This window comes from Arthrobacter sp. N199823, assembly GCF_002929705.1.
Classification (GTDB): domain Bacteria; phylum Actinomycetota; class Actinomycetes; order Actinomycetales; family Micrococcaceae; genus Specibacter.
In genome coordinates this window covers 97,425-116,887 of record NZ_PJIN01000002.1, presented here as the reverse complement: position 1 = coordinate 116,887, position 19,463 = coordinate 97,425, and the positions used below count along the sequence as shown (strand labels likewise).

The window sequence follows — 19,463 nt, the reverse complement described above, 5'->3', positions numbered from 1 at the left end:
AGCTCGTGTGGTGCAGGTGCTGCGGCTTCCGCGGGCTAGCCGGCGGCCCGGGTGCTGGCCGTTTCAATGCTTGATTTATGCCCAGCCATGCCCGCTTGTTTTGCGCGTGCGTGAGCATCGGGCAACGCGGCCACAAAGGCGTCAACGTCTGCTTGGCCCGATGTATGCCCCAAACTAAAGCGTTGTGCGCCACGTGCCGTGTCCTCGTCCAGGCCCATGGCCAACAAAACGTGCGAGGGGCGGGGCACCCCGGCTGTGCAAGCCGAGCCGGTGGAGGATTCGATCCCTGCCATATCGAGCAGGAACAGCAGGGAATCGCCCTCGCAGCCGGGGAACGTAAAGTGCACATTGCCAGGCAGCCGGCCGCTAGGGTTCACGGCCGGGTCCACTCCGCGCAGTACAGCTTCCGGAACAGCGCTGCGGACTGCGGCCATGATCTGATCACGCAGGCCGGACAGGCGCGCATTCTCGACTGTCAGGTTCGCCGTAACATCCGCAGCGGCCGCTGCGAATGCCGCGATGCCGGCGGCGTCAAGGGTTCCAGAGCGCACGGAACGCTCCTGTCCCCCACCGTGTTGCACGGGTGTGAGTTTCACGGCGCGGCCCAGCAGCAATGCACCCACACCGACCGGCCCGCCAATCTTGTGCCCGCTGATGGACATGGCGGCAAGCCCGGAGGCCTTGAAGTTCACGGGAACCGAACCGAAGGCCTGAACAGCATCGGAATGCACGGGGATGCCGTACTGGGAGGCGAGGGCCACGATCTCGGCGATGGGCTCAATGGTGCCCACCTCATTGTTGGCCCACATGCAGGTGAGGAGCGCGATCGAGTCCGCTCCGCCGTCGTCCAGTTCCTTTTTCAGAGCCGAAAGACTGACGACGCCGTCCTGATCCACCGGCAGCCAAACGGCTTCGGCGCCGTCATGCTTCTCGAGCCACTCAACGGTGTCCTGGATGGCGGCATGCTCAACGCTGGAGACCAGGATCCGCGTGCGGGCAGGCTCTGCGGCGTTGCGGGACCAGAACAGGCCTTTCACGGCAAGGTTGTCCGCCTCGGTGCCGCCGGAGGTGAAAATGACCTCGGTGGGGTGGGCGCCGGCAGCCTTGGCGATGGTTTCGCGGGACGCTTCCACAGTGGCTCGGGCGCGACGGCCCGATCCGTGCAGGGAGGACGGATTGCCGCTACGGGCGATAACGGAAGTGAGTGCGGCGAGGGCCGGGGCCGAAATTGGCGTGGTCGCCGCGTGATCTAGATACACGGGCACGGTCTCAATTCTACGGCACGTTGCCTTGTCATGATCCGCCCCCAATGGCAGGATCATGGTGTCCCACATCACACAATGATCCCGGGGGGATTAAAACTTATGAAGAATGCATTCTTCCGCCGCACCACCTCTGCCGCACTGTGCGCAGTGGTCCTAGCGGCAACGAGCCTGGTTGGCGGTAGCGCCATGGCCGCACCCGCAGCCACGGCGTCCACGCCCATCGATTTCCCGGCAGCCGACGGCCAGCTCATGAGCTATGTGGTCAATGTCAAGGCCGCCAACGCCAACAAGACCCGCACGGCGGTGGCAGCCATCAAGGCAGCCGGTGGCGTTGCAGTTCAGGAGTGGCCCGAGATCGGGGTGGTGGTGGTCCAGTCGGATCGCGCCAACTTCCGCAGCAACGTCATGAAGCTCGGACATTCGGCCATCGAATCGGTGGGCGCAACCCGCACCATCACTGTGGCCGAAGGCACGCCGGAGGGAGTTGTGACTCCGTGGCAGACAGCCACGGCCCCTTCCATGCGCAGCCGCCAGCTGGCCAACACCGATCTGCTCTATGGTGACGCTACGCTGGACGCCGTCACAGCGGATCCGCGCGAATCCGAGCAGTGGAGCCGCGTTCAGATCAAGTCTGATCTGGCCAACCAGATCACCGACGGTTCGCCCAACGTTCTGGTGGGCGTTTTGGACAGTGGCATCGACCCGGTCCACCCGGATCTCGCGGCCAACATTGATGTGGCCAACTCGGTTAACTGCACCGACGCCGGCCGCCCCGACACCTCGCCGACAGGCTGGTTCCCCACGACCTCCTCGCACGGAACCCACGTGGCAGGCATCATCGGCGCCGCCCGCAACGGCGTTGGCATTGTCGGCGTCGCTCCCGGCGTGCGCATGGCTTCGGTCAAGGTCGTCAACGACGCAGGTTCGATCTACCCCGAGTACGCCATCTGCGGCTTCATGTGGGCCGGTATGAAGGGCATGGATGTCACCAACAACAGCTACTACGTTGACCCCATGCAGTTCTGGTGCGGCGATCAGCCCGATCAGAAGGCCGTCCTCACAGCCGTTGAGCGCGCAGTGAAGTGGTCAACCAAGCAGGGTGTGGTGCACGCCGCCGCTGCGGGAAATGCCTCCTACGATCTTGCCAACAAGACCACCGATAGTGTCAGCCCCAACGACATCTCCGGCGTTGATCGTGAGATCAACAATGGCTGCAAGGATATTCCTACCGAGCTCGAGGGAGTGGTGACAGTGGCCTCCACGGATCAGGCCGAAAAGCTCTCGTCCTTCTCCAACCGCGGCCTGGACGTTATTGATGTTGCTGCTCCCGGATCACGCATCCTCTCGACGCTGCCAAACAACTCCTACGGTCTGCTCAGCGGCACCTCGATGGCTTCACCTCAGGTTGCCGGCGTGCTGGCGCTCATGAAATCGGCTCACCCCGGCATGAAGCCCAAGGCGATGATCGCGGCGCTGCGTCAGCAGGCCGATGACCACGCGTGTGTTGCTCCGGCAACTCCGGTGGGCGCGGCATGCACGGGAACCCTACTGAACAATAGCTACTACGGCGAAGGCATCGTGAACGCTCTCAAGGCAGTTCGCTAAGCCCCAACCCGGCGTTCCGGCGGTCATCGTTTACGGTGGCCGCCGGAACTTTTTAACTATTGATTGTGTCCCCTTCGGAACTGAGGTCACTGCTTGGGGTCACCTCGAGTGCCTCCAAAAAAGGAGAATGTACGACGGCGGCAATCAGTTCCGCTGTTCCGCCCACCAGGGTGGAATCGAAGTCAATTTCGCTCGCCAGACACCAGCTGCGATCCGAGGCCCAGGCCAGGTTTGGAGTTTGCTCACTCCGACCCCATTCCTCGTCGAACCACGGCGGACGAACAAGTTCCGCCATGCTTCCGCGAAACACCCAATAGTCTCGAAGCCCATTAGCTACAGTGAGCGTGGTGCCAGCTCCGGTGGGGATGTCGTGGCGACCCGGTTCGAAACCGCCCCAGCCATCCCACACGGCCTGGAAGATGTCCTGAGATGGCACCGTGTGTGCCGCCAAGAGTTCGGCGAGCGCCGCTAATTCGCTTTGATACATCTCGCCGTGCGGGGCCTGCCCCACGTCACGGCCATCAAAGACCGCGTGGCCAGAAAGTTCGGTCCGGGCCAGCCGATGGAACTGAGCTTCCGGATGAAAGACAGTGTTGTTGGCTCGGGCGAGATCGGCCCAGCGCAGTCCCGGCCCCGGAGCGCCATAGTCGTCGACCGGATGAAAGATCCGAGCGTAAGCCTCAAAAGTGTCAGGAATGGTTGTGGCGACCGTGCCAATCCACTGGTCCCAGCGCTCCTTGGTGAGATAGCGCTCCAGCGCATCGGCAATCCATTGCCCCTCGGCACCGCTGACAGCATCCATGTCCGAAGCCTATTGCATGGCCGCGCCTCGTCGGCAGGCCGAGGCTCAGCGGCGTAGCCGATGCTGAGTGCTTCTCCTGGGTGCAAAATGACATAGTTTGCAACGAGCGCTGCCCGGACTTACGGCTTCGCCACCAGCCGGGCGCAGCAGTGCGAGATCTCCTGATCCGGCGCCAGCACGTGCCGCGCATCCCCACATCCCTCGAGCGCGCCGCCGAGCAGTGCGCCATTGAGCGCGCACACCACACTCTGATGATCCTGTGACAGTCGGTGGAATGGGCAGTTGGCCATGATGGTTCCGCCGTCACCGTCAGACTCGGGGCTATACCCGGTCTTGGCCAGCAGCGTCTGTATATCTCCGGCGACCCGCCCCATGCGCAGGCCTTCTTCCCGCGCCACTTGGGCCAGCGATTCCTCAATCCCCACTCCCGTATCGATCGAGTGTTGCACGCCGGCGGCCAGCAGACTCGCGGCGAGATCGTAGTGGCGCGGGGGAACGGAGGCGCTCACCTCGCAGCGGGCCGTGGCGTACAGCTTCGTGGGGCGGCCGGAGCCCGGGCCGGTCCGTGCGCCAATCTTGCGGAATTCCACCCGCAGCAGCTGTTCATCCACCAGCTTGTCCAGGTGGGCGCGGATGGTGCTTTTGGGTAAGCCGAGCGCCGCGGCACAATCGTCGCGACTCAGCGCAGCGCCGGAATCACTGACCAGCTCAAAAAGCCGCTTGCGCACGGGATCGCCCAGCGCGGCCAAGGCGCTGAGTCGCTGCCCCTCATCTAAGGGTTGCTCGACAGCCAAGGGAGGCTCGACGTCGGCCCGCGCCACTGCCGTAACCGCACCTGGCGCAGTAGTTGCGTCAGTGATTGCTTTAGTGATTCCGCCAGTGGTTGAAGCAACGGACTCTGCGCCGAAATGTGCAGCGTGGGACTGGATGGCTGCTGGGTGCTCCACCTGTTGATTCATGGCCTCGAGCCTGTTGCTCTCTTGCTTGTGCCGCCCATGGCGGGCAGTTTGCGGAATGTGTCGGATGGCTTGACGCTTTGAGCCTGCGCTTCTAAAGTCAATAATACAAGATTTAGAAAGGGTTGGATATGTCCATCACCAGCGCGTCCCTCCCGGAGCTCCTCGATATCGAAGAGCCCGACACTCTGTCCCCGCGCGAATCGGCCCTGCAAGACTCGGCCCTCCGCGATTCAGCCCTGCCAGAAACTGCTGGACCGGAGATTGACCTCCCCCGGGCACAAGCCGCCATTGCCGAATTCCTGCGAGCGCTGGGCCGCGACGAGACCGATCCACATCTGCTCGACACGCCCCGCCGGGTGGCCGCCGCCTATGCCGAAATGCTCACGCCGCGCGAAACCAACTGGACCACTTTTCCCAACGACGACGGCTACCAGGGCCTGGTTCTGGTCAAGGACATCCCGTTTCACTCGCTCTGCCAGCACCATTTGCTGCCCTTCCGTGGCGTGGCGCATGTGGGATATCTGCCGGGTGAGCGCCTGTTCGGCCTGTCCAAACTAGCCCGCGGCGTGGAGCTCTTCTCCCGCGATCTGCAGGTCCAAGAACGCCTCACTCAGCAGGTCGCCGACTGGCTCGAGAACACCCTGGCCCCACGCGGCGTCGGCGTAGTCTTGGAAGCCGAACACATGTGCATGTCCCTGCGCGGCGTCCACACAGCAGGAACCCTAACCCGTACCTCGGTCTTCACCGGCCCCTTGAACGACGACGGACCCTTGCGGAGCCAGTTCCCGCACTGACAGGTGACTTACCCAGGAACGTGACACCTGGTTTACGCCAACTCAGCCAACACCCACCAACGAAGCAGAAACACTAGGATTTTCCACCGGAGAAGAGTTTCGATCATGAGCCAGATCCCCAGCCCCGCCGTTCCTGCATCAGCAACGGCATCAGCACTTGCAGACGCCACACAAGCGTCCGGCATGGTGATCGTTGGGGGCGGTCTCGCGGCTGCCACCGCCGCACAAACATTGCGCACAGAAGGCTGGGATGGCGCCATCACCATCGTGGCGCAGGAGCCGGAAGTTCCTTACCAGCGTCCGCCGCTGTCCAAAGGGTTTCTGGCCGGCAAGGAGGGCGAGGATGCGCTGCTCCCCCTGCCCGTCGACTGGTATGCCGAGAACAACGTCACGCTCATGAAAGGGACGCAGGCAACGGCCCTGAACCCGCAGTCCCACACCATCACCTTGGACAACGGAACCACGCTCCCGTATACCAAGTTGCTTTTGGCAACAGGCGCCGATCCGCGCCGAATCCCTTTTCCCGGCGTCGATCTTGAGGGCGTTTACACGTTCCGGACCAAGGCAGACAGTGTTGCCTTGAAGGAGCTGCTCACCGGTGGCGGGAAGAATGTAGTGCTGATCGGATCGGGCTGGATTGGCATGGAAATTGCCGCCACGGCGCGCGAGCTCGGCAATAATGTGGCGCTCATGGGGCTCGAGGAGGTGCCGCTGTCCGTGGCTATCGGCACGGCGCTTGGCACGGTTTTCACCGATCGCCACAAGGAAGCCGGCGTGCGTTTTGAGCTGCCGGCCAGCGCCGCCGAGATTCAGGGCACCGACGGCCACGTGAGCTCCGTGCTGACCACCACCGGCGTCACGCTGCCTGCCGACGTGGTGATTGTGGCCGTGGGCGTCGTGCCCAATATTGCCCTCGCGCAAGGCGCCGGACTCACCATCAACAACGGTATTGAGGTGGACTCCGCGCTGCGAACCTCTGCGGCGGATGTGTTTGCGGCCGGTGATGTGGCCAACGCCCAGCACCCGGTGACCGGCTCTCACGCCCGCTCCGAACATTGGGCCAACGCGATCGCCAGCGGCAAGGTGGCGGCGAAATCCATGCTGGGCAAGGACGCCGCCCTCGATGACATCCCTTACTTCTACACCGACCAATTTGACCTGGGCATGGAGTATTCCGGCTTCGGGGCACTGGCCAAGGACGCCGAATTGGTGATCCGCGGCGAGCTCGCCTCCCGGGAATTCATTGCCTTCTGGGTTCTGGACGGGCGTGTGGTGGCGAGCATGAACGTGAACATTTGGGACGTGCAAGATGCCATCAAGGACCTCATTTCCTCCCAACGCATTGTCGACACGGCCGCACTGGCTGACCCCCAAACACCACTCGAGACGATTTGATGGAGACTATGAGCACTTCCGCCGTTTCAGCTGCGCCCCTGGGCACCGCCACCCCGTTTTACACGCCTCCGCTGCTGCATCCGGTCCATCATTTTGGTCCCCGCACCCTGGACTTCAGCCGGCAAGTGGCCTTGATGGCCATAGTCAACCGCACCCCTGATTCCTTTTACGACGGCGGAGCCACCTTCGCGCTGGATGCGGCAGTCGCCGCCTCGCTCAAGGCTGTGGACGACGGCGCCGATTGGGTTGACATTGGCGGCGTCCCTTTTGCGCCGGGGCCGGCACTCAGCGCCGACGAAGAAGCCGACCGCGTGGTCCCGGTGATTGCCGCCGTGGCCGCTGCCAGCACGGTGATCATTTCCGTGGACACTTTCCTCCCCGAGGTGGCCGCCCGCAGCATTGCCGCCGGCGCCCATGTCATCAACGACACCACGGGCCTGGCCAATCCCGAGATCGCCTCGGTAGTGGCCGAGTCCGGGGCGCACTTGGTCATCACCCACTCCTTGGCCTCACCCCGCACCGTCTACCCGCGGCCGCAGTATGAGGACGTTGTCACTGAAGTGGCGGCCTTCTTATCCGAGAAAATTGAGCTGGCGTTATCGTTGGGTGTCCCCGCAGAAAAGATCATCATTGATCCGGGGCACGATCTGAATAAGAACACGCTCCACACGCTGGCCATCACGCGCCGTTTCAACGAGATTGCCGCCTTGGGTTTCCCTACCCTGGCTGCCGTGTCCAACAAGGACTTCATTGGGGAATCGCTGAATCAGAAAAAGGAGGATCGGCTGGAGGGCTCCATCGCCACCGGCGTGATCTGCATTTTGGGCGGGGCCCGGGTGCTGCGCATGCACAACGTGGCCGCCTCAAGTTCTGCCATCCGTATGACCGAGACGGTCATGGGGTGGCGGGAACCGGCCTATCTATTGCACAATATGGGCGACATCAATGAACCCGCCCACCCAGCGCCGCGGACCACATCGATACCGCCGAAATAAATCCGGAAATAGCTCCCGCGTTTGCCCAAGAATGGATCGGGCACGGCTGTTCAAGATGATCCGCAATGAGAGGAACAGTTCATGATGGAGCGCATCTTCCCTGACGCTGCGTTGCTTTCCGGCGCTGCCCTGGACCACGAAATTCTGGCTGCACCGCCGGAGAATCGGCGCAGCACCAAGCCGTGGGTCAGCTTCAACTTCATCGCCAGCATTGATGGGGCCGCATCCATGGACGGCCAATCCGGGCAGCTCGGCAATGCCTGGGATCAGCGCGTCTTCGCGTTGTTGCGGCAAACCGCCGATGTCATTTTGGTGGGCGCACAAACCGTCCGCTCCGAAGGCTATGGCGGTGAGCTGCTGAGCAAGAGCGCTCAGGCATGGCGTTCGGCGAACTGGCTCACGGAACACCCGCCATTGGCCATCGTTTCAGGCTCGTTGAATCTGGCAAGCGACCTCGAGGTGTTCACACAAGCTCCCGTGCGCCCGCTCATCCTCACGCTGGCCTCTGCACCGCAAGAACGCAGGGAAGCACTCGCCGAAGTGTCCGACGTGGTCACCGTCGGGGAAGACTCTTTGGATGTTGACCGGATTATTGCCGAACTTGCGGCCCGCGGATACAGGAACATTCGCTCCGAAGGAGGGCCCACCCTGCTAGGCAGTTTCGCCGCAGCCAACAGGGTCGATGAATTGAACTTGACGGTGTCGCCACTGTTGGTGGGCGGGGCGGCCGGGCGGATTGCCAAGGGTGCCCCAGCAGCCCCGGAGGATACCTCGGATGTTGCCCGCTCCATGGAACTGACCCGGATCCTGAAAGCGGACTCAATGCTGTTCTTGCGCTACGTCCGCCCCGTTGTCTAAGGCCTAGTTCGACGGCGGTGCCACCGATAATTTCGTCATCATCTTGGGCGTTGTGGACGCCAGCAGGTCATCCGTGGGACATGTCAGGGTCACCACGAGGCCGGTATCGGCGGTGCCCAGCATCCGAGCCCATACGGTGCTTGCCATGACACCCTTGCCTGCTTTGATAGTGAATGCCAGGAAGGAAATGGCCGGGCCTTTTTTGCCGGCCTCGCCCACCCACGGCAGCTTGGCTTCAGTCAGCGCCGACTCCGTCACGGACGGAATCAAGTACTTCATCAAGTTGATGGTGGAGCTCTTGTCATCGCCAGCAGAAATGAGCGGGGCCTGATTGCTGGTGGTCCAGTGTGCAAGCTGGCATCCGGGCGCATTACTGTACTGAGTAGCTCCAGCCACATTGTTCTTGAGAAGTTTCCATTCGGGCGGTCCCGGCGTGCTCAGGGAGCCCTCCGTGGGCTGACCCAGCGTATCGCTAAACTCTACCGGCACACCAGGCTGGAGCGTGTTGCCAGCGGCAAAAGTCATGGGGGCGCCGGCCACGGCAGCAGCATCATGCCCGGCAACAATTTTTGGCGGCGCGTAGGTGGTCGGGGCTGACGTTGCGGTTTCCGTGGCAGCAGGAGGGGCATCGGGTATGGAAATGGTGCAGCCGCTCAGTGCGGCGCCCAGCACGGCGGCCATGGCGGCGGTTTTCCACATTCCAACTCTAACGTTCACAGCATCTACTGTACCGATCCAAGCACTTCCCTCTCTGCCAGGATTGCTCACACCCAAACCTTTAGGGCCCCGGGGTCCACCGTCACGGTTGCCGGCAGGGCACCCATCCGCTCCCCGTCGGCGTAGGCCACCAGGGTCGGCGCCTCGAAGACCACCTCGCGCACCCTCTCAATGGAAACGGCGGGATGGCCGGTGTGCCGTCCAGAGAACACCAGCGGAAAAATGCGCAAAAAGGTTCGCCGCGGTAGGGGTGAGACAACGAACAAATCCAGCCATCCGTCGTCGTACTCGGCATCCGGGGTGATCTTCATGCCACCGCCAAAAGAAATCCCGTTGGAGACCGCAATCAGCAGGGCCGGCTGCTGGCGCGCCACACCATCCACCCGCAAGGCATACTTCAGTGGTTTGAGCAGGGTCAGCTCACGCAGTATGGCCAGGTTGTAGCGCATGGGACCGCGCGGCCAGCGCCAGCCGTTGGCGCGCTCATTGACCAGGGCGTCGAACCCGGCCGAGAATGCGCCCATAAACCACACGGAATTCTGCCCCGTTCGATCAATACGGCCCAGGTCCACGGTGCGCGGCGGCTGCTGGCACCGCTGGATGAAATGCGCCACGGCAGCGCACGCATCGAGGGGGTCTAGCCCCAGACCTCGTGCGGCGTCGTTGCCGGTGCCGGCCGGAATAATGCCCAGCGGGATGCCGGAGTGGACCAGCGCATTGGCGGCTAAATGGACCATGCCATCGCCACCTACCACTACGAGGGCATCGGTGCCTGCTGCAATTTCGGACTCGACAGCTTCCTGCAGCGCCGCATAGTCCCGGCGGCGCAAGACCGTCACGTGGTGGCCGGCGTCTCGCAGCTGCGCCACCACCATGTCCCCTGTGCCGCCAGGGGACTTCTTGCGGTTGCCGCCAAAGGCCGCGCGCGGATTCACGGCCACGGCGATGTTCAAGGCTGTGGTCCCTGCGGGTTCTTGGATGATGTTCATGGCAAGAGCAAGTATGTCAGCGAGCAGGCCCCGGCCTCGAATTTATGCACCGATTTTACGTGCAGAACTTACGCCCGGTATTACGCCCAGCCTTGACGGTTAGAATGAATTCCCGGCACGGCCAAGCGAGTGAAAGGTCCCCAGTGGGCGAGAAGTTTCTGACGCATTACCAAGTCCTCGGACTATCTCGCGCCGCCACCGAACGCGAGGTCAAAATCGCCTACCGGAAGGCCGCCCGAATTACGCACCCGGACAGGGGCGGGGATCCTGCGCTGTTTCGGCAAATCACTGAAGCGTACGAGGTCTTGGCGGACCCTGCCAAACGGCAGTCCTACGACAAGTCCTACGGTGCAGGGCGCAAGCCCTCTGGCGCCGGGCATGGCTCGTCGTCGGGGCCTGGCGCCGGCTCATCCGGATCGCCCGCCGGTTCCTCCGGTTCGGGTTCCGGTTCCGGTGGCTTCAGTGGATTCACCACGCGCCGCACGCAGGAACAGCGCAACACAGCCGGGGATCCGGCCATCTATGTTCCCGCCTATGAGGATTTGGCGCCAGGAGAAACGCCGCTGCTGCCACGGCCCACAGCTGCCCAGCCCGTCCATGGTGCGCCCCGGAAGCGTGGCGTCTTTGGCGCTGCATCACGGTTAGCCCGTGAAGCCCGTACCGCTCAGCTCATCATGCAACAGGTGCAGCCTGGAATCCCTGCGGCCAGACTCGTCAACGGACTGACGTCGCCGCGCAGCAACGGCTACCTGGACCATGTTTTAGTATCCGGATACCGGATCGCGATTGTCGGTTCCATGCTGGTTCCGGACGGCGCGTTCCGCTGGGACGGCAGCACGCTGGTCCACGGCAGTCGCGTGGCCGCCCCGCCGCAGCTCATCGCTGCCACCCGCCAATTCCAGGAGCTGTTCCCGGAATGCAATGTCACGGCGTGGGTCTGCGTGCATAGCAACACCGGCAATTTGTTTGAACCAGTGATCGACTACGCCCGCGGCACCGAGCCCGACGGCTCGAACATGATCAATGTGGCTAATGGCGCCCGGTTTGTGCGCGAAGTCAAGCAGTTCTTGGTTTCTGGCCCCTCCCCCAATGTGGTGGATCTAGGCGTTCTGGACCGGCTGCTCGGCGGCATGTACTAACGCTTCTCCTCCTCGCTCACTGTCAGGCTGGCCTCCGGGCCCCTGCCGGGTTCGAGTCCAGAACCCTGCAGCAGACGCCGCCGGGGCCATTTCCACCTCAGGGTCCGCGGTGGGTCCCGGCAGCCCGCCCCCGGCGGTAGGATAAAAGACGTGTTTCGCATCCTATTCCTGACGCCCGAGATCCCCGGCAACACGGGCAATGCCATCCGATTGGCCGCCATTACCGGCGCCGAACTGCATCTAGTGGAGCCCTTGGGCTTTGACTTTTCAGATGCCAAACTGCGCCGAGCGGGGCTCGATTATCACGATCTTGCCGTCGTCACGGTCCACAAATCGCTCGATGCCGCGTGGGCCTCGCTGGCCCCGGAGCGGGTCTTCGCCTTCACGTCAGACGGCGAGGCCAGCTACACGGACATCGCCTACCAACCGGGCGACGTGCTGCTCTTTGGCCGCGAATCCGATGGCTTGCCAGTGGAGGTCAAGGCCGATCCGCACATCACAGCCCGGGTCCGCCTGCCCATGCTACCGGCTCTGCGGTCCCTGAATCTGGCCAACGCTGCCTCTATTGCTGTCTTCGAGGCCTGGCGCCAAAACGGCTTTGCCGGGGCGCAAATCCAGGCCTAGTCCACACCCGCCGCCGGGCACCCTGGCGGCCACCTGTCATCATCAACTGGAGGTATGCATGTCCGCTCGCGATCCTGGCTTGGCGTTCACCGACGGAGCCTTGCAATTTGAGGCTTGGGCAGACAAGCTCTGGGACCCTATGGGCCGCGACGTGGTTGAGGCCGCTGTGCTGCAGCCCGGCGAGAAGGTTCTGGATGCTTGCTGTGGAACCGGTGCGGCAACCCTTCCCGCCGCTTTGGCCGTTGGCCCGTCCGGAACGGTCGACGGCGTCGACCTCTCCACCGGGTTGCTGCGCATCGCGGCGGCCAACTTGGGTGAGCGTGGCATTCTCAATGCCACGCTGACCGAAGCCGACGTGACCCAGTGGCGCGGGCACCGCACCTTTGACGCGGTGCTGTGCTCCTACAGCATGTTCTTCTTCTCAAACATGGAAGCGGGCGTCGAACACCTGGCCTCCATGCTGCGCCCCGGTGGGCGCATGGTCCTGAGCACCTGGATCGAGGGAGCGCTGGAACCCTTCGCAGGCCTCATCCTCGAGGCGGCCATCAAGGAACGTCCCCGCCTGAGTGGTGTGGTCCCGTTGCCAAACCAGAACATGGCACGCGTAAATTCCGTAGAAAAGTTGAGCTCATGGCTCAGCGAGCGAGGTTTGGAAGACATCAGCATTGCGACGCACCCGCTGACCCTCACGGTGGATGACGCTATGGCCTGGAACCTGGTTATGGGAAGTGGCTGGCGCACCTTGCTCCCCCGCGACCCCGAAGCAATTGCCCGCGTCCGGCGCGAATTCATGAAGTCAGTGGGTCCCATGATTGAAATGAACTCTGATGCCATGATCGCCACAGCCTCGGTCCCGCGGGTCTAATACACCCAGCTACGCACCACTGTTAAAAAGCGCTACCGTGTTAAAAAGCGCTACCGTTTGACGTTTTCGCTAGGGTTCAAATCATGGCGAAAACGTCAAACGGCAGCGCTTTTTTATGGAAACGCTAGGCGCGGCGCTTCTTGATTTCCTCAACGGCCTGCGGCAATACCTTGAACAGGTCTCCCACAATGCCAAAGTCGGCAATTTCGAAGATGGGCGATTCGGCGTCCTTGTTCACGGCCACAATCAGCTTGGAGGTCTGCATGCCGGCCTTCTGCTGAATGGCACCGGAAATACCCACCGAGATATACAGCTGCGGGGACACCTTCTTGCCTGTCTGACCCACCTGTGAAGCGTGGGAAATCCAGCCCGCATCGGTGGCCGCACGTGAGGCACCAACTGCGGCACCCAACACGTCCGCGAGTTCTTCGATGGGCGTGAAGTCGCCATCAACGCCGCGGCCACCAGCAACAATAATGCGTGCGTCCTCCAACTCAGGGCGCCCGGAGGCTGCCCGTGGCGTGCGCGACACCACGCGGGCACCCAGACTTGCCGGGGAGAAGGCCACCTCCACTGCTTCAACCACAGGGGTGGTGGGCTCGGCCGCCGGGGCTGCCTCAATGCTGTGTGCTTTGACGCTGATTACGGCAACGGCTGAGGTAGCCTGCGCCTCAACGGTCCAGGACCCGGCAAGGATCGATTTGTGCGCAACCAAGGTGCCGCCGTCGGTGGTCACGGAGACAGCATCGGTAATCACACCAGCATTCAAGCTGACGCCAGCACGGGCGGCGATTTCCTTTCCAGCGGCACTGTTTTCAACCAGCACGGCGCTGGCAGACACGGCGGCTGCCGACTGCGCGAGCAAGTCAGCCTTGGTGGCAACGAGGAACTCCCCCAGCTCGGCCTGCTCCGAGTTCAGCACGCGGGTAACGCCTTGCGCACCCAGTTCGGCCAGTACCGAAGCGCTGACAGGACCGGCAACAACTGCCACGGGCTCGCCAGCGCCGCGGGCCAAGGTCAACAGCTGCGAGACAGTGGTAGAAAGTTTGCCCGGAGCATCCAGCTGATCAATGTAAACAACAATTGCACTCATGAAAAGGGTTCCTTAGATCAGTTTCGCAGCGGCCAGGAAATCAACAAGCTGGATGCCGGCATCGCCTGAATCGGTGATGAGGGTGCCAGCGGTGCGTGCGGGGCGCTCGGCTGCCGCTGTCACCTTGGTCAGGGATCCGGCATGTCCGACGGCGTCAGCACTAATCCCCAGGTCAGCCAGGGACACGGTGGTGATCTTCTTTTTCTTCGCCGCGAGGATGCCCTTGAAGTTGGGGTAGCGGGGATCGTTGGCCTGATCGGTCACCGAGATCAGCGCAGGCAAGGTGGCCTGGATTTCCTCGGAGAAATCGTCTCCGTCGCGGCGGGCCGTCACCGTATTACCGGCAACGTCCAGCGCTGAGGCGAAAGTGATCTGGGGCAAGCCGAGCCGGGCCGAAAGCTGCGCCGGAACAATGGAGGTTTCCCCATCGGTGGAGGCCATGCCCGTGATGACCAGGTCAACCGGCCCGAGGGACTTGATGGCCGCGGCCAAGACCAGTGAGGTTGCCGAAGCATCGGAGCCTGCGAGCGCGTCATCACTGACGTGCAGCCCTTGGGTTGCACCGATCTGGAGCGATTTTTTCACAGCCACGGACGCGGATGCTGGGCCCACGGTCAGTGCTGTGACGGTGTTCCCGCCCTTGACACCGCCCCGGGCATCGCTCAGCGCAAGGGCTGCTTCCAAGGCGTATTCATCGAGTTCGGAGAGGATACTTTCGCTGCGATCCAGCGCGTGTGCCTCTCCGGAAAGCTGTCGGTCAAATTGCGCGTCTGGCACATATTTAACCAGTACGACAATGTTCAGTGCTGAATTTTCCACTGCTGTCCTTTGTGTCATGGACGGATGGTTGGTGCAGCGCCGATCCCCTGTTCGGGGCAGGTGCAGCTGCTTCGCCCTTTGTCTATCTCCAACAGCTTAGTTCGTGACGGCTCCGGCTGGAATTTCCCGCGTCGAAACTTTACTCCCAGCGAACACTAAGGAGCGTTAAGTGCCCGCCAAGTGCGGGAGCGTTTACCAAAAATGCCCCATCGCTGATGGAGCGTCCGGAAAAAGACCCCAATCGCTGATGGAGGGTCTGGCAGCTCATCCCCCGGGTGGATGGTGCGCCGAAAGGTTCCGCCTACAGCCCGATGCCTGAGACCACCGCCGACGGGCACAGTGGAGGCATGACGTCAACAATTTTGAGCGCACGCTCCCTTTCCAAACGCTACGGCGCATCCATCGCCTTGAATAACGTGGATGTGGACATTGCCGCCGGCGAGTCGGTGGCCATCATGGGCTCCTCCGGCTCTGGCAAGACCACGCTGCTGCACACCCTCGCCGGCATCACCGCGCCCGACGCCGGAACCGTTCACTACGCGGGAACCGAGGTCACCGCCCTGAACGAGACCCAACGCTCCAAGCTGCGTCGCGAGGCCTTTGGCTTCGTCTTCCAATCCGGGCTGTTGATCCCGGAACTGACGGCCATTGAAAACGTGGCGCTGGCCCTCATGCTCAACGGCGTCCCTAGGCGCGAGGCTGAGCCCCAGGCCGCTGGCTGGCTGTCCCACCTTGGTCTGGCCGGGATGGAGGACCGCCGCATCGGTGAGCTCTCCGGCGGTCAGGCGCAGCGGGTCGCCATCGCCCGCGCACAAGTCACCGGCGCCGGCATCGTCTTCGCTGACGAACCCACCGGCGCCCTGGACTCGCACACCTCCGCCGAGGTCATGGGCGCGCTCCTCGGCGCCACAGCCGGACGGGGCCGCACACTGGTTCTGGTCACGCACGATCCTACTGTCGCCGCACTTTGCTCTCGCACTTTATACATGCACGACGGCGTGCTCTCCCTTTCGCCGTCGGCTCCCCCGGCGCCCACTCAGCTCATACCCGGCGCGAGCGGGCAGCATGCCGTACCGTCCCCCGGCATGGCGGCGCACCCGTCGGCGGGCCAGTTCGCCGCCGGACAGTTCACCAGCGGCCAGCCCATCTCAGGCCAGAATTGGGCGGAACAGCCGTGAACAAGTTCAAATCCATGGTCTCCATCCTCTGGATGTTGTCCCGCCCCACCCCCGGCAGCAAGGCGGTGGTGGCACTGCCCGTGGTGGCGTTTGCGCTGGTCACGGCGCTGTCGCTCATAGTGCTGGCCGGTGCCATGAGCTTTTTCACCACACCTGTCATCGATGCAAACCCCGATCTGGCCGGAACTTACCAGATGCTGGCCGGAGTGGCCCTGGCTCTGATGGTTCTGCCCCTGCTAACTCTGGGCGGGTCGGCGGCACGTCTGTCGGCACGCCGCCGTGATGAGCGATTGTCCACGCTGCGGCTGCTGGGCGGCACCCCGGCGCTGGTGGGTGCCATGACAGTAGTGGAATCCACCGCTGTGGCCGCCGTGGGTATTTGCGCTGGCGTGGTGCTGTACGCGGCGGCACTGCCGGCGGTTGCCCTGATCTCGTTTCAGGGTAAGGCCTTGGGATTGGCGGCACTGTGGCTCAACCCCCTTCTGGTGCTGGCCACGGCTGCAGCCCTCATGATCCTTGCAGCCATCAGTGCCACCATCGGTTTGCGCCAAGTGGTGCTCTCCCCGTTGGGGGTGCGTACCAGGGCCAAGGCACCCACGGTGCACTGGGTGAGATTCGCACTCGGGGCAGGTGCCGCCGTCGTACTTTATGTGCTCATGGCGAATCTGACGGCCAGCGGATCTCTGGCCGTCATGATCATCATCCTGTGCGGCAGTTTTGCCGGCGGGATGGCCCTGTTGAACTTGGTGGGGCCGTTTGTGCTGAAGTGGCTGGCCGGGCGTGGGCTGCGGAAAGCACAAACTCCGGCTCGGCTGTTGGCTGCCCGGACCATTCTGGAATCACCCAAGGCTGCCTGGCGGCAGGTCAGCTCGCTGTCCATGACCAGCTTCATTGCCGTCATTGCCGGGACCGGATTGGCGCTCCTGAATGCCACGGCACCCGAGGGCGGCAACGCAGCGGACATCAACCTCGCCACCGATATGCGTACTGGGGTGCTGATTACGGTGGTGGCCTCCTTCCTGTTGGTGGCTTCCAGTGCCGGTGTGAATCAGGCGGCCGCCATCTTGGACAGGAGCGGGCTGTACGTCAGCCTGGACCGGCTCGGCATGCCCCGTTCCGTCATGGAGGCAGCCCGCCGGCGCGCCGTGATGTCGCCGGTGCGCATTGTGACAATTGGCTCTGCCGCCGTGGCTGCCATTCTGCTGTTCCCGCTAACGGGGGCCGCCATGATTTTTGCGCCGCTGTCTTTGGTGGTCATTGCCTGCGTGCTGGCTAGTGGCATCGCCTTGGTGTGGCTGGGGCTGGCAGCTTCTAAACCTGTTCTGGGCTCCGTGCTGGCACGCTAAGGGCCGGTCCCTCCATAGCTGCGCACCTTAAGCATGAACGGAGCGCCACTCCATGAGTGGCGCTCCGTTCGCCGTTAACCGGCCGCAGCTTGCAACTGCTTGGCCGCGGCCGGCCGCAAAACGTCTACTTCATGGTGTCCAAGGTGACATCCACGCTCTGAGCCTTGCCGCCGCGGGTGAAGTCCACCTTCACGGTGGCTCCACCGGACTGTTCGCGAACAGCAGCTGTCAGCTCTGAGGGATCAGAAATGGTGCGGTTCCCCAGCTTCGTGATGACGTCGCCCTTCTTCAGGCCAGCCTTGGCTGCTGCGCTTCCGGAGGTTACCTCAGCCACGGTGGCGCCGGAGGAGAAGGAGCTGTTTGATACCGTTGAGGACGTGCTTCCCACCGTCACACCCAGCTGGCCGTGGGTGGCCGTACCGGTCTTGATGATGTCCTGGGCGACGCGCTTGGCGTGATCCATGGGGATGGAGAAGCCCACGCCAATGTTGCCGCTCTGGCTACTGGAGCTGGAAGAACTACCGGTCGAGGCAATGGCCACGTTGACGCCAATGATCTGGCCTTGAGCGTTGACCAGCGCACCACCGGAGTTACCGGGGTTGATAGCCGCATCGGTCTGAATGACGTTGAGGTTCACCGTTCCGGTAGCGGCAGTGGTGTCCGACCCGCCGCCTGGAGGGGAGAACTGGAAACCGCCGCCGTCGTTCTGGTCCGGTGCGCTGTCGCTGGGCGTTTCCGGGACGGCCGAGGAGGCCACCTGGATAGTGCGGTTCAGCGTGGAAACAATACCTTCGGTGACTGTCGCGTTCAGGCCCAGCGGGGAGCCGATGGCAATGACGGTGTCACCCACGTTGATCTTGCTGGATTCGCCCAGATCCGCTGGCACCAGGTTGGGCGCATCAATCTTGATCACGGCGAGGTCAGAGAGCGGGTCCGTGCCCACAATGGTGGCGTCGTACACCTTGTTGTCACTGGTCTGTACCTGGATCGCGGCGTGCGCGGCGGCGCCGTCCAAGGTGACCACGTGCGTGTTGGTCAGAATGTGGCCCTCGGTGTCCAAAATAATGCCGGACCCCGTGCCGCCGGAGCTACCACTCGTAGCCGAAATCGTCACCACGGACGGCATAGCCTTCGCCGCAGCCGCCGTCACCTGGTTGACCGAGTTGGTGTTGTTGACCACCAGCGGCGCGCTCTGCGAGGTAGCGCCCACCGACGAGTTGCCTCCTTGCTGATTGAGCAGGAACAGAGATCCGCCGCCCACGAGTCCGCCCACGAGTGCTGCTGCTAGGACACCGGTGGTGAACATGCCCATGCCCACCTTTTTGCCGTCCTTGGTCTTGCGCTGCGGTGCCACGCCCGGTGCCAGTGTCTGGGGGTAAGCGTTCGACGCCGGGTAGCCCGGTCCCGCGTATCCCTCACCATGGCCCGGGGTGCTGGCGTCATGACTGGTGTTCCCAAAGCTGCTGGTACCAAAGTTATTGGCACCGCCGTTGTGGGCACCGAATCCTGTGGGGATGGGCTCGGTGGGGTTCTGTGAGCCGACGTTCTGTGAGCCGGCGCTGTGGGCTCCTGCACTACCTGATCCGGCGCTGCCTGATCCTGCACTGTGGGCCGGCGGGGCCGGAATCCGCTCGGTGGGATTGGAATTGGCGGGAGGCTGCGGGGCGCCATAAGGGTTGCTGGCGGGAGCCGCCGGGGCACCATAGGCAGCGGGTCGTGCGGCCGGAGGTGCCGGGACCCCGGCAGAAGGAGTGTCCATTGAAGAGGTCTGCGCCGCATAACGAGGTGCGGTCGGCGGCACGGGAGCTGCGTATCCGTGCTGTGCAAAACCTTCTGGGGCTTGGGCTGGCTGAGCTGGCTGAGCAGTTCCGGCTTGCTTCGCCTGAGCGGCTTCAGCCTGCTTGGCCTGCTCGGACTGCTCGTTGCTGTTGGTGGTGTGTTCACCGTTGTTCTCAGACATCAGCGTTCCCTTCATTGAAATCTTGTGTGATGAATCCTTGCTTGGTTTTCATCATGTCGC

18 protein-coding genes are annotated in these 19,463 nt (G+C 63.1%); 10 read left to right on the top strand and 8 right to left on the bottom strand.

Annotation, left to right across the window (positions count from 1 at the left end):
* Positions 1 to 35: 35 nt before the first annotated feature.
* Positions 36 to 1,265 (bottom strand): cysteine desulfurase family protein, encoded by a 1,230-nt coding sequence (locus tag CXQ93_RS04500; RefSeq protein ID WP_104109720.1) that lies wholly within the window; start codon positions 1,263 to 1,265, stop codon positions 36 to 38.
* 99 nt (positions 1,266 to 1,364) lie between these two features.
* On the opposite strand from CXQ93_RS04500, the gene CXQ93_RS04495 reads away from it, so the two are divergent.
* Positions 1,365 to 2,870 (top strand): S8 family serine peptidase, encoded by a 1,506-nt coding sequence (locus tag CXQ93_RS04495; protein WP_104109300.1) that lies wholly within the window; start codon positions 1,365 to 1,367, stop codon positions 2,868 to 2,870.
* A 52-nt stretch (positions 2,871 to 2,922) separates the two neighbouring features.
* Here CXQ93_RS04495 and CXQ93_RS04490 read toward each other — a convergent pair whose 3' ends face one another.
* The gene (locus CXQ93_RS04490) at positions 2,923 to 3,672 is read right to left on the bottom strand and encodes a hypothetical protein (protein WP_104109299.1); all 750 of its coding nucleotides are present in this window, start codon (positions 3,670 to 3,672) and stop codon (positions 2,923 to 2,925) included.
* Between the two features lie 119 nt (positions 3,673 to 3,791).
* The gene (locus tag CXQ93_RS04485) at positions 3,792 to 4,631 is read right to left on the bottom strand and encodes a metalloregulator ArsR/SmtB family transcription factor (protein WP_104109298.1); all 840 of its coding nucleotides are present in this window, start codon (positions 4,629 to 4,631) and stop codon (positions 3,792 to 3,794) included.
* 128 nt (positions 4,632 to 4,759) lie between these two features.
* Between CXQ93_RS04485 and folE the strand changes: the two genes are divergently transcribed.
* From folE to CXQ93_RS04465, 4 genes are all read left to right on the top strand, one after another.
* On the top strand, positions 4,760 to 5,425 hold the full coding sequence (gene folE, locus CXQ93_RS04480) for a GTP cyclohydrolase I (RefSeq protein WP_104109297.1): 666 nt from the start codon (positions 4,760 to 4,762) through the stop codon (positions 5,423 to 5,425).
* Between the two features lie 105 nt (positions 5,426 to 5,530).
* Complete coding sequence (locus tag CXQ93_RS04475; protein WP_258068595.1) at positions 5,531 to 6,820, top strand: NAD(P)/FAD-dependent oxidoreductase; 1,290 nt, start codon at positions 5,531 to 5,533, stop codon at positions 6,818 to 6,820.
* A gap of 8 nt (positions 6,821 to 6,828) precedes the next feature.
* Positions 6,829 to 7,815, top strand: a complete 987-nt coding sequence (gene folP, locus CXQ93_RS04470; RefSeq protein ID WP_104109296.1) for a dihydropteroate synthase — start codon at positions 6,829 to 6,831, stop codon at positions 7,813 to 7,815.
* 81 nt (positions 7,816 to 7,896) lie between these two features.
* A complete protein-coding gene (locus tag CXQ93_RS04465; RefSeq protein WP_104109295.1) occupies positions 7,897 to 8,673 on the top strand; it encodes a pyrimidine reductase family protein in 777 nt (258 codons plus the stop codon).
* 3 nt (positions 8,674 to 8,676) lie between these two features.
* On the opposite strand, the gene CXQ93_RS04460 is transcribed toward CXQ93_RS04465, so the two are convergent.
* Entirely contained in the window at positions 8,677 to 9,390 is a 714-nt protein-coding gene (locus CXQ93_RS04460) for a hypothetical protein (RefSeq protein WP_146073158.1), read from the bottom strand.
* Between the two features lie 47 nt (positions 9,391 to 9,437).
* Positions 9,438 to 10,379 carry a diacylglycerol kinase family protein gene (locus tag CXQ93_RS04455; protein WP_104109293.1) on the bottom strand — a complete coding sequence of 314 codons (942 nt, stop codon included), beginning with the start codon at positions 10,377 to 10,379 and terminating at the stop codon, positions 9,438 to 9,440.
* A 143-nt stretch (positions 10,380 to 10,522) separates the two neighbouring features.
* Between CXQ93_RS04455 and CXQ93_RS04450 the strand changes: the two genes are divergently transcribed.
* The 3 genes from CXQ93_RS04450 to CXQ93_RS04440 all read left to right on the top strand — a co-directional run bounded on the left by CXQ93_RS04450 (position 10,523) and on the right by CXQ93_RS04440 (position 13,007).
* Entirely contained in the window at positions 10,523 to 11,518 is a 996-nt protein-coding gene (locus tag CXQ93_RS04450; protein WP_258068594.1) for a J domain-containing protein, read from the top strand.
* Positions 11,519 to 11,668: 150 nt separating this feature from the next.
* Entirely contained in the window at positions 11,669 to 12,142 is a 474-nt protein-coding gene (locus CXQ93_RS04445; protein WP_104109291.1) for a tRNA (cytidine(34)-2'-O)-methyltransferase, read from the top strand.
* Between the two features lie 58 nt (positions 12,143 to 12,200).
* Entirely contained in the window at positions 12,201 to 13,007 is an 807-nt protein-coding gene (locus tag CXQ93_RS04440) for a class I SAM-dependent methyltransferase (protein ID WP_104109290.1), read from the top strand.
* 124 nt (positions 13,008 to 13,131) lie between these two features.
* Here the strand turns inward: CXQ93_RS04440 and CXQ93_RS04435 are convergent, their stop codons facing one another.
* On the bottom strand, positions 13,132 to 14,100 hold the full coding sequence (locus CXQ93_RS04435; protein WP_104109289.1) for an electron transfer flavoprotein subunit alpha/FixB family protein: 969 nt from the start codon (positions 14,098 to 14,100) through the stop codon (positions 13,132 to 13,134).
* A gap of 12 nt (positions 14,101 to 14,112) precedes the next feature.
* Positions 14,113 to 14,937, bottom strand: a complete 825-nt coding sequence (locus CXQ93_RS04430) for an electron transfer flavoprotein subunit beta/FixA family protein (RefSeq protein ID WP_258068592.1) — start codon at positions 14,935 to 14,937, stop codon at positions 14,113 to 14,115.
* 329 nt (positions 14,938 to 15,266) lie between these two features.
* On the opposite strand from CXQ93_RS04430, the gene CXQ93_RS04425 reads away from it, so the two are divergent.
* Positions 15,267 to 16,097, top strand: coding sequence for an ABC transporter ATP-binding protein (locus CXQ93_RS04425; RefSeq protein ID WP_104109717.1), 831 nt, complete (start codon positions 15,267 to 15,269; stop codon positions 16,095 to 16,097).
* Entirely contained in the window at positions 16,094 to 17,443 is a 1,350-nt protein-coding gene (locus CXQ93_RS04420) for a permease (RefSeq protein WP_258068591.1), read from the top strand. Before CXQ93_RS04425 ends, CXQ93_RS04420 begins: the two co-directional genes overlap by 4 nt.
* A gap of 124 nt (positions 17,444 to 17,567) precedes the next feature.
* Here CXQ93_RS04420 and CXQ93_RS04415 read toward each other — a convergent pair whose 3' ends face one another.
* Entirely contained in the window at positions 17,568 to 19,403 is a 1,836-nt protein-coding gene (locus tag CXQ93_RS04415; protein WP_258068590.1) for a S1C family serine protease, read from the bottom strand.
* Positions 19,404 to 19,463 lie beyond the last annotated feature (60 nt).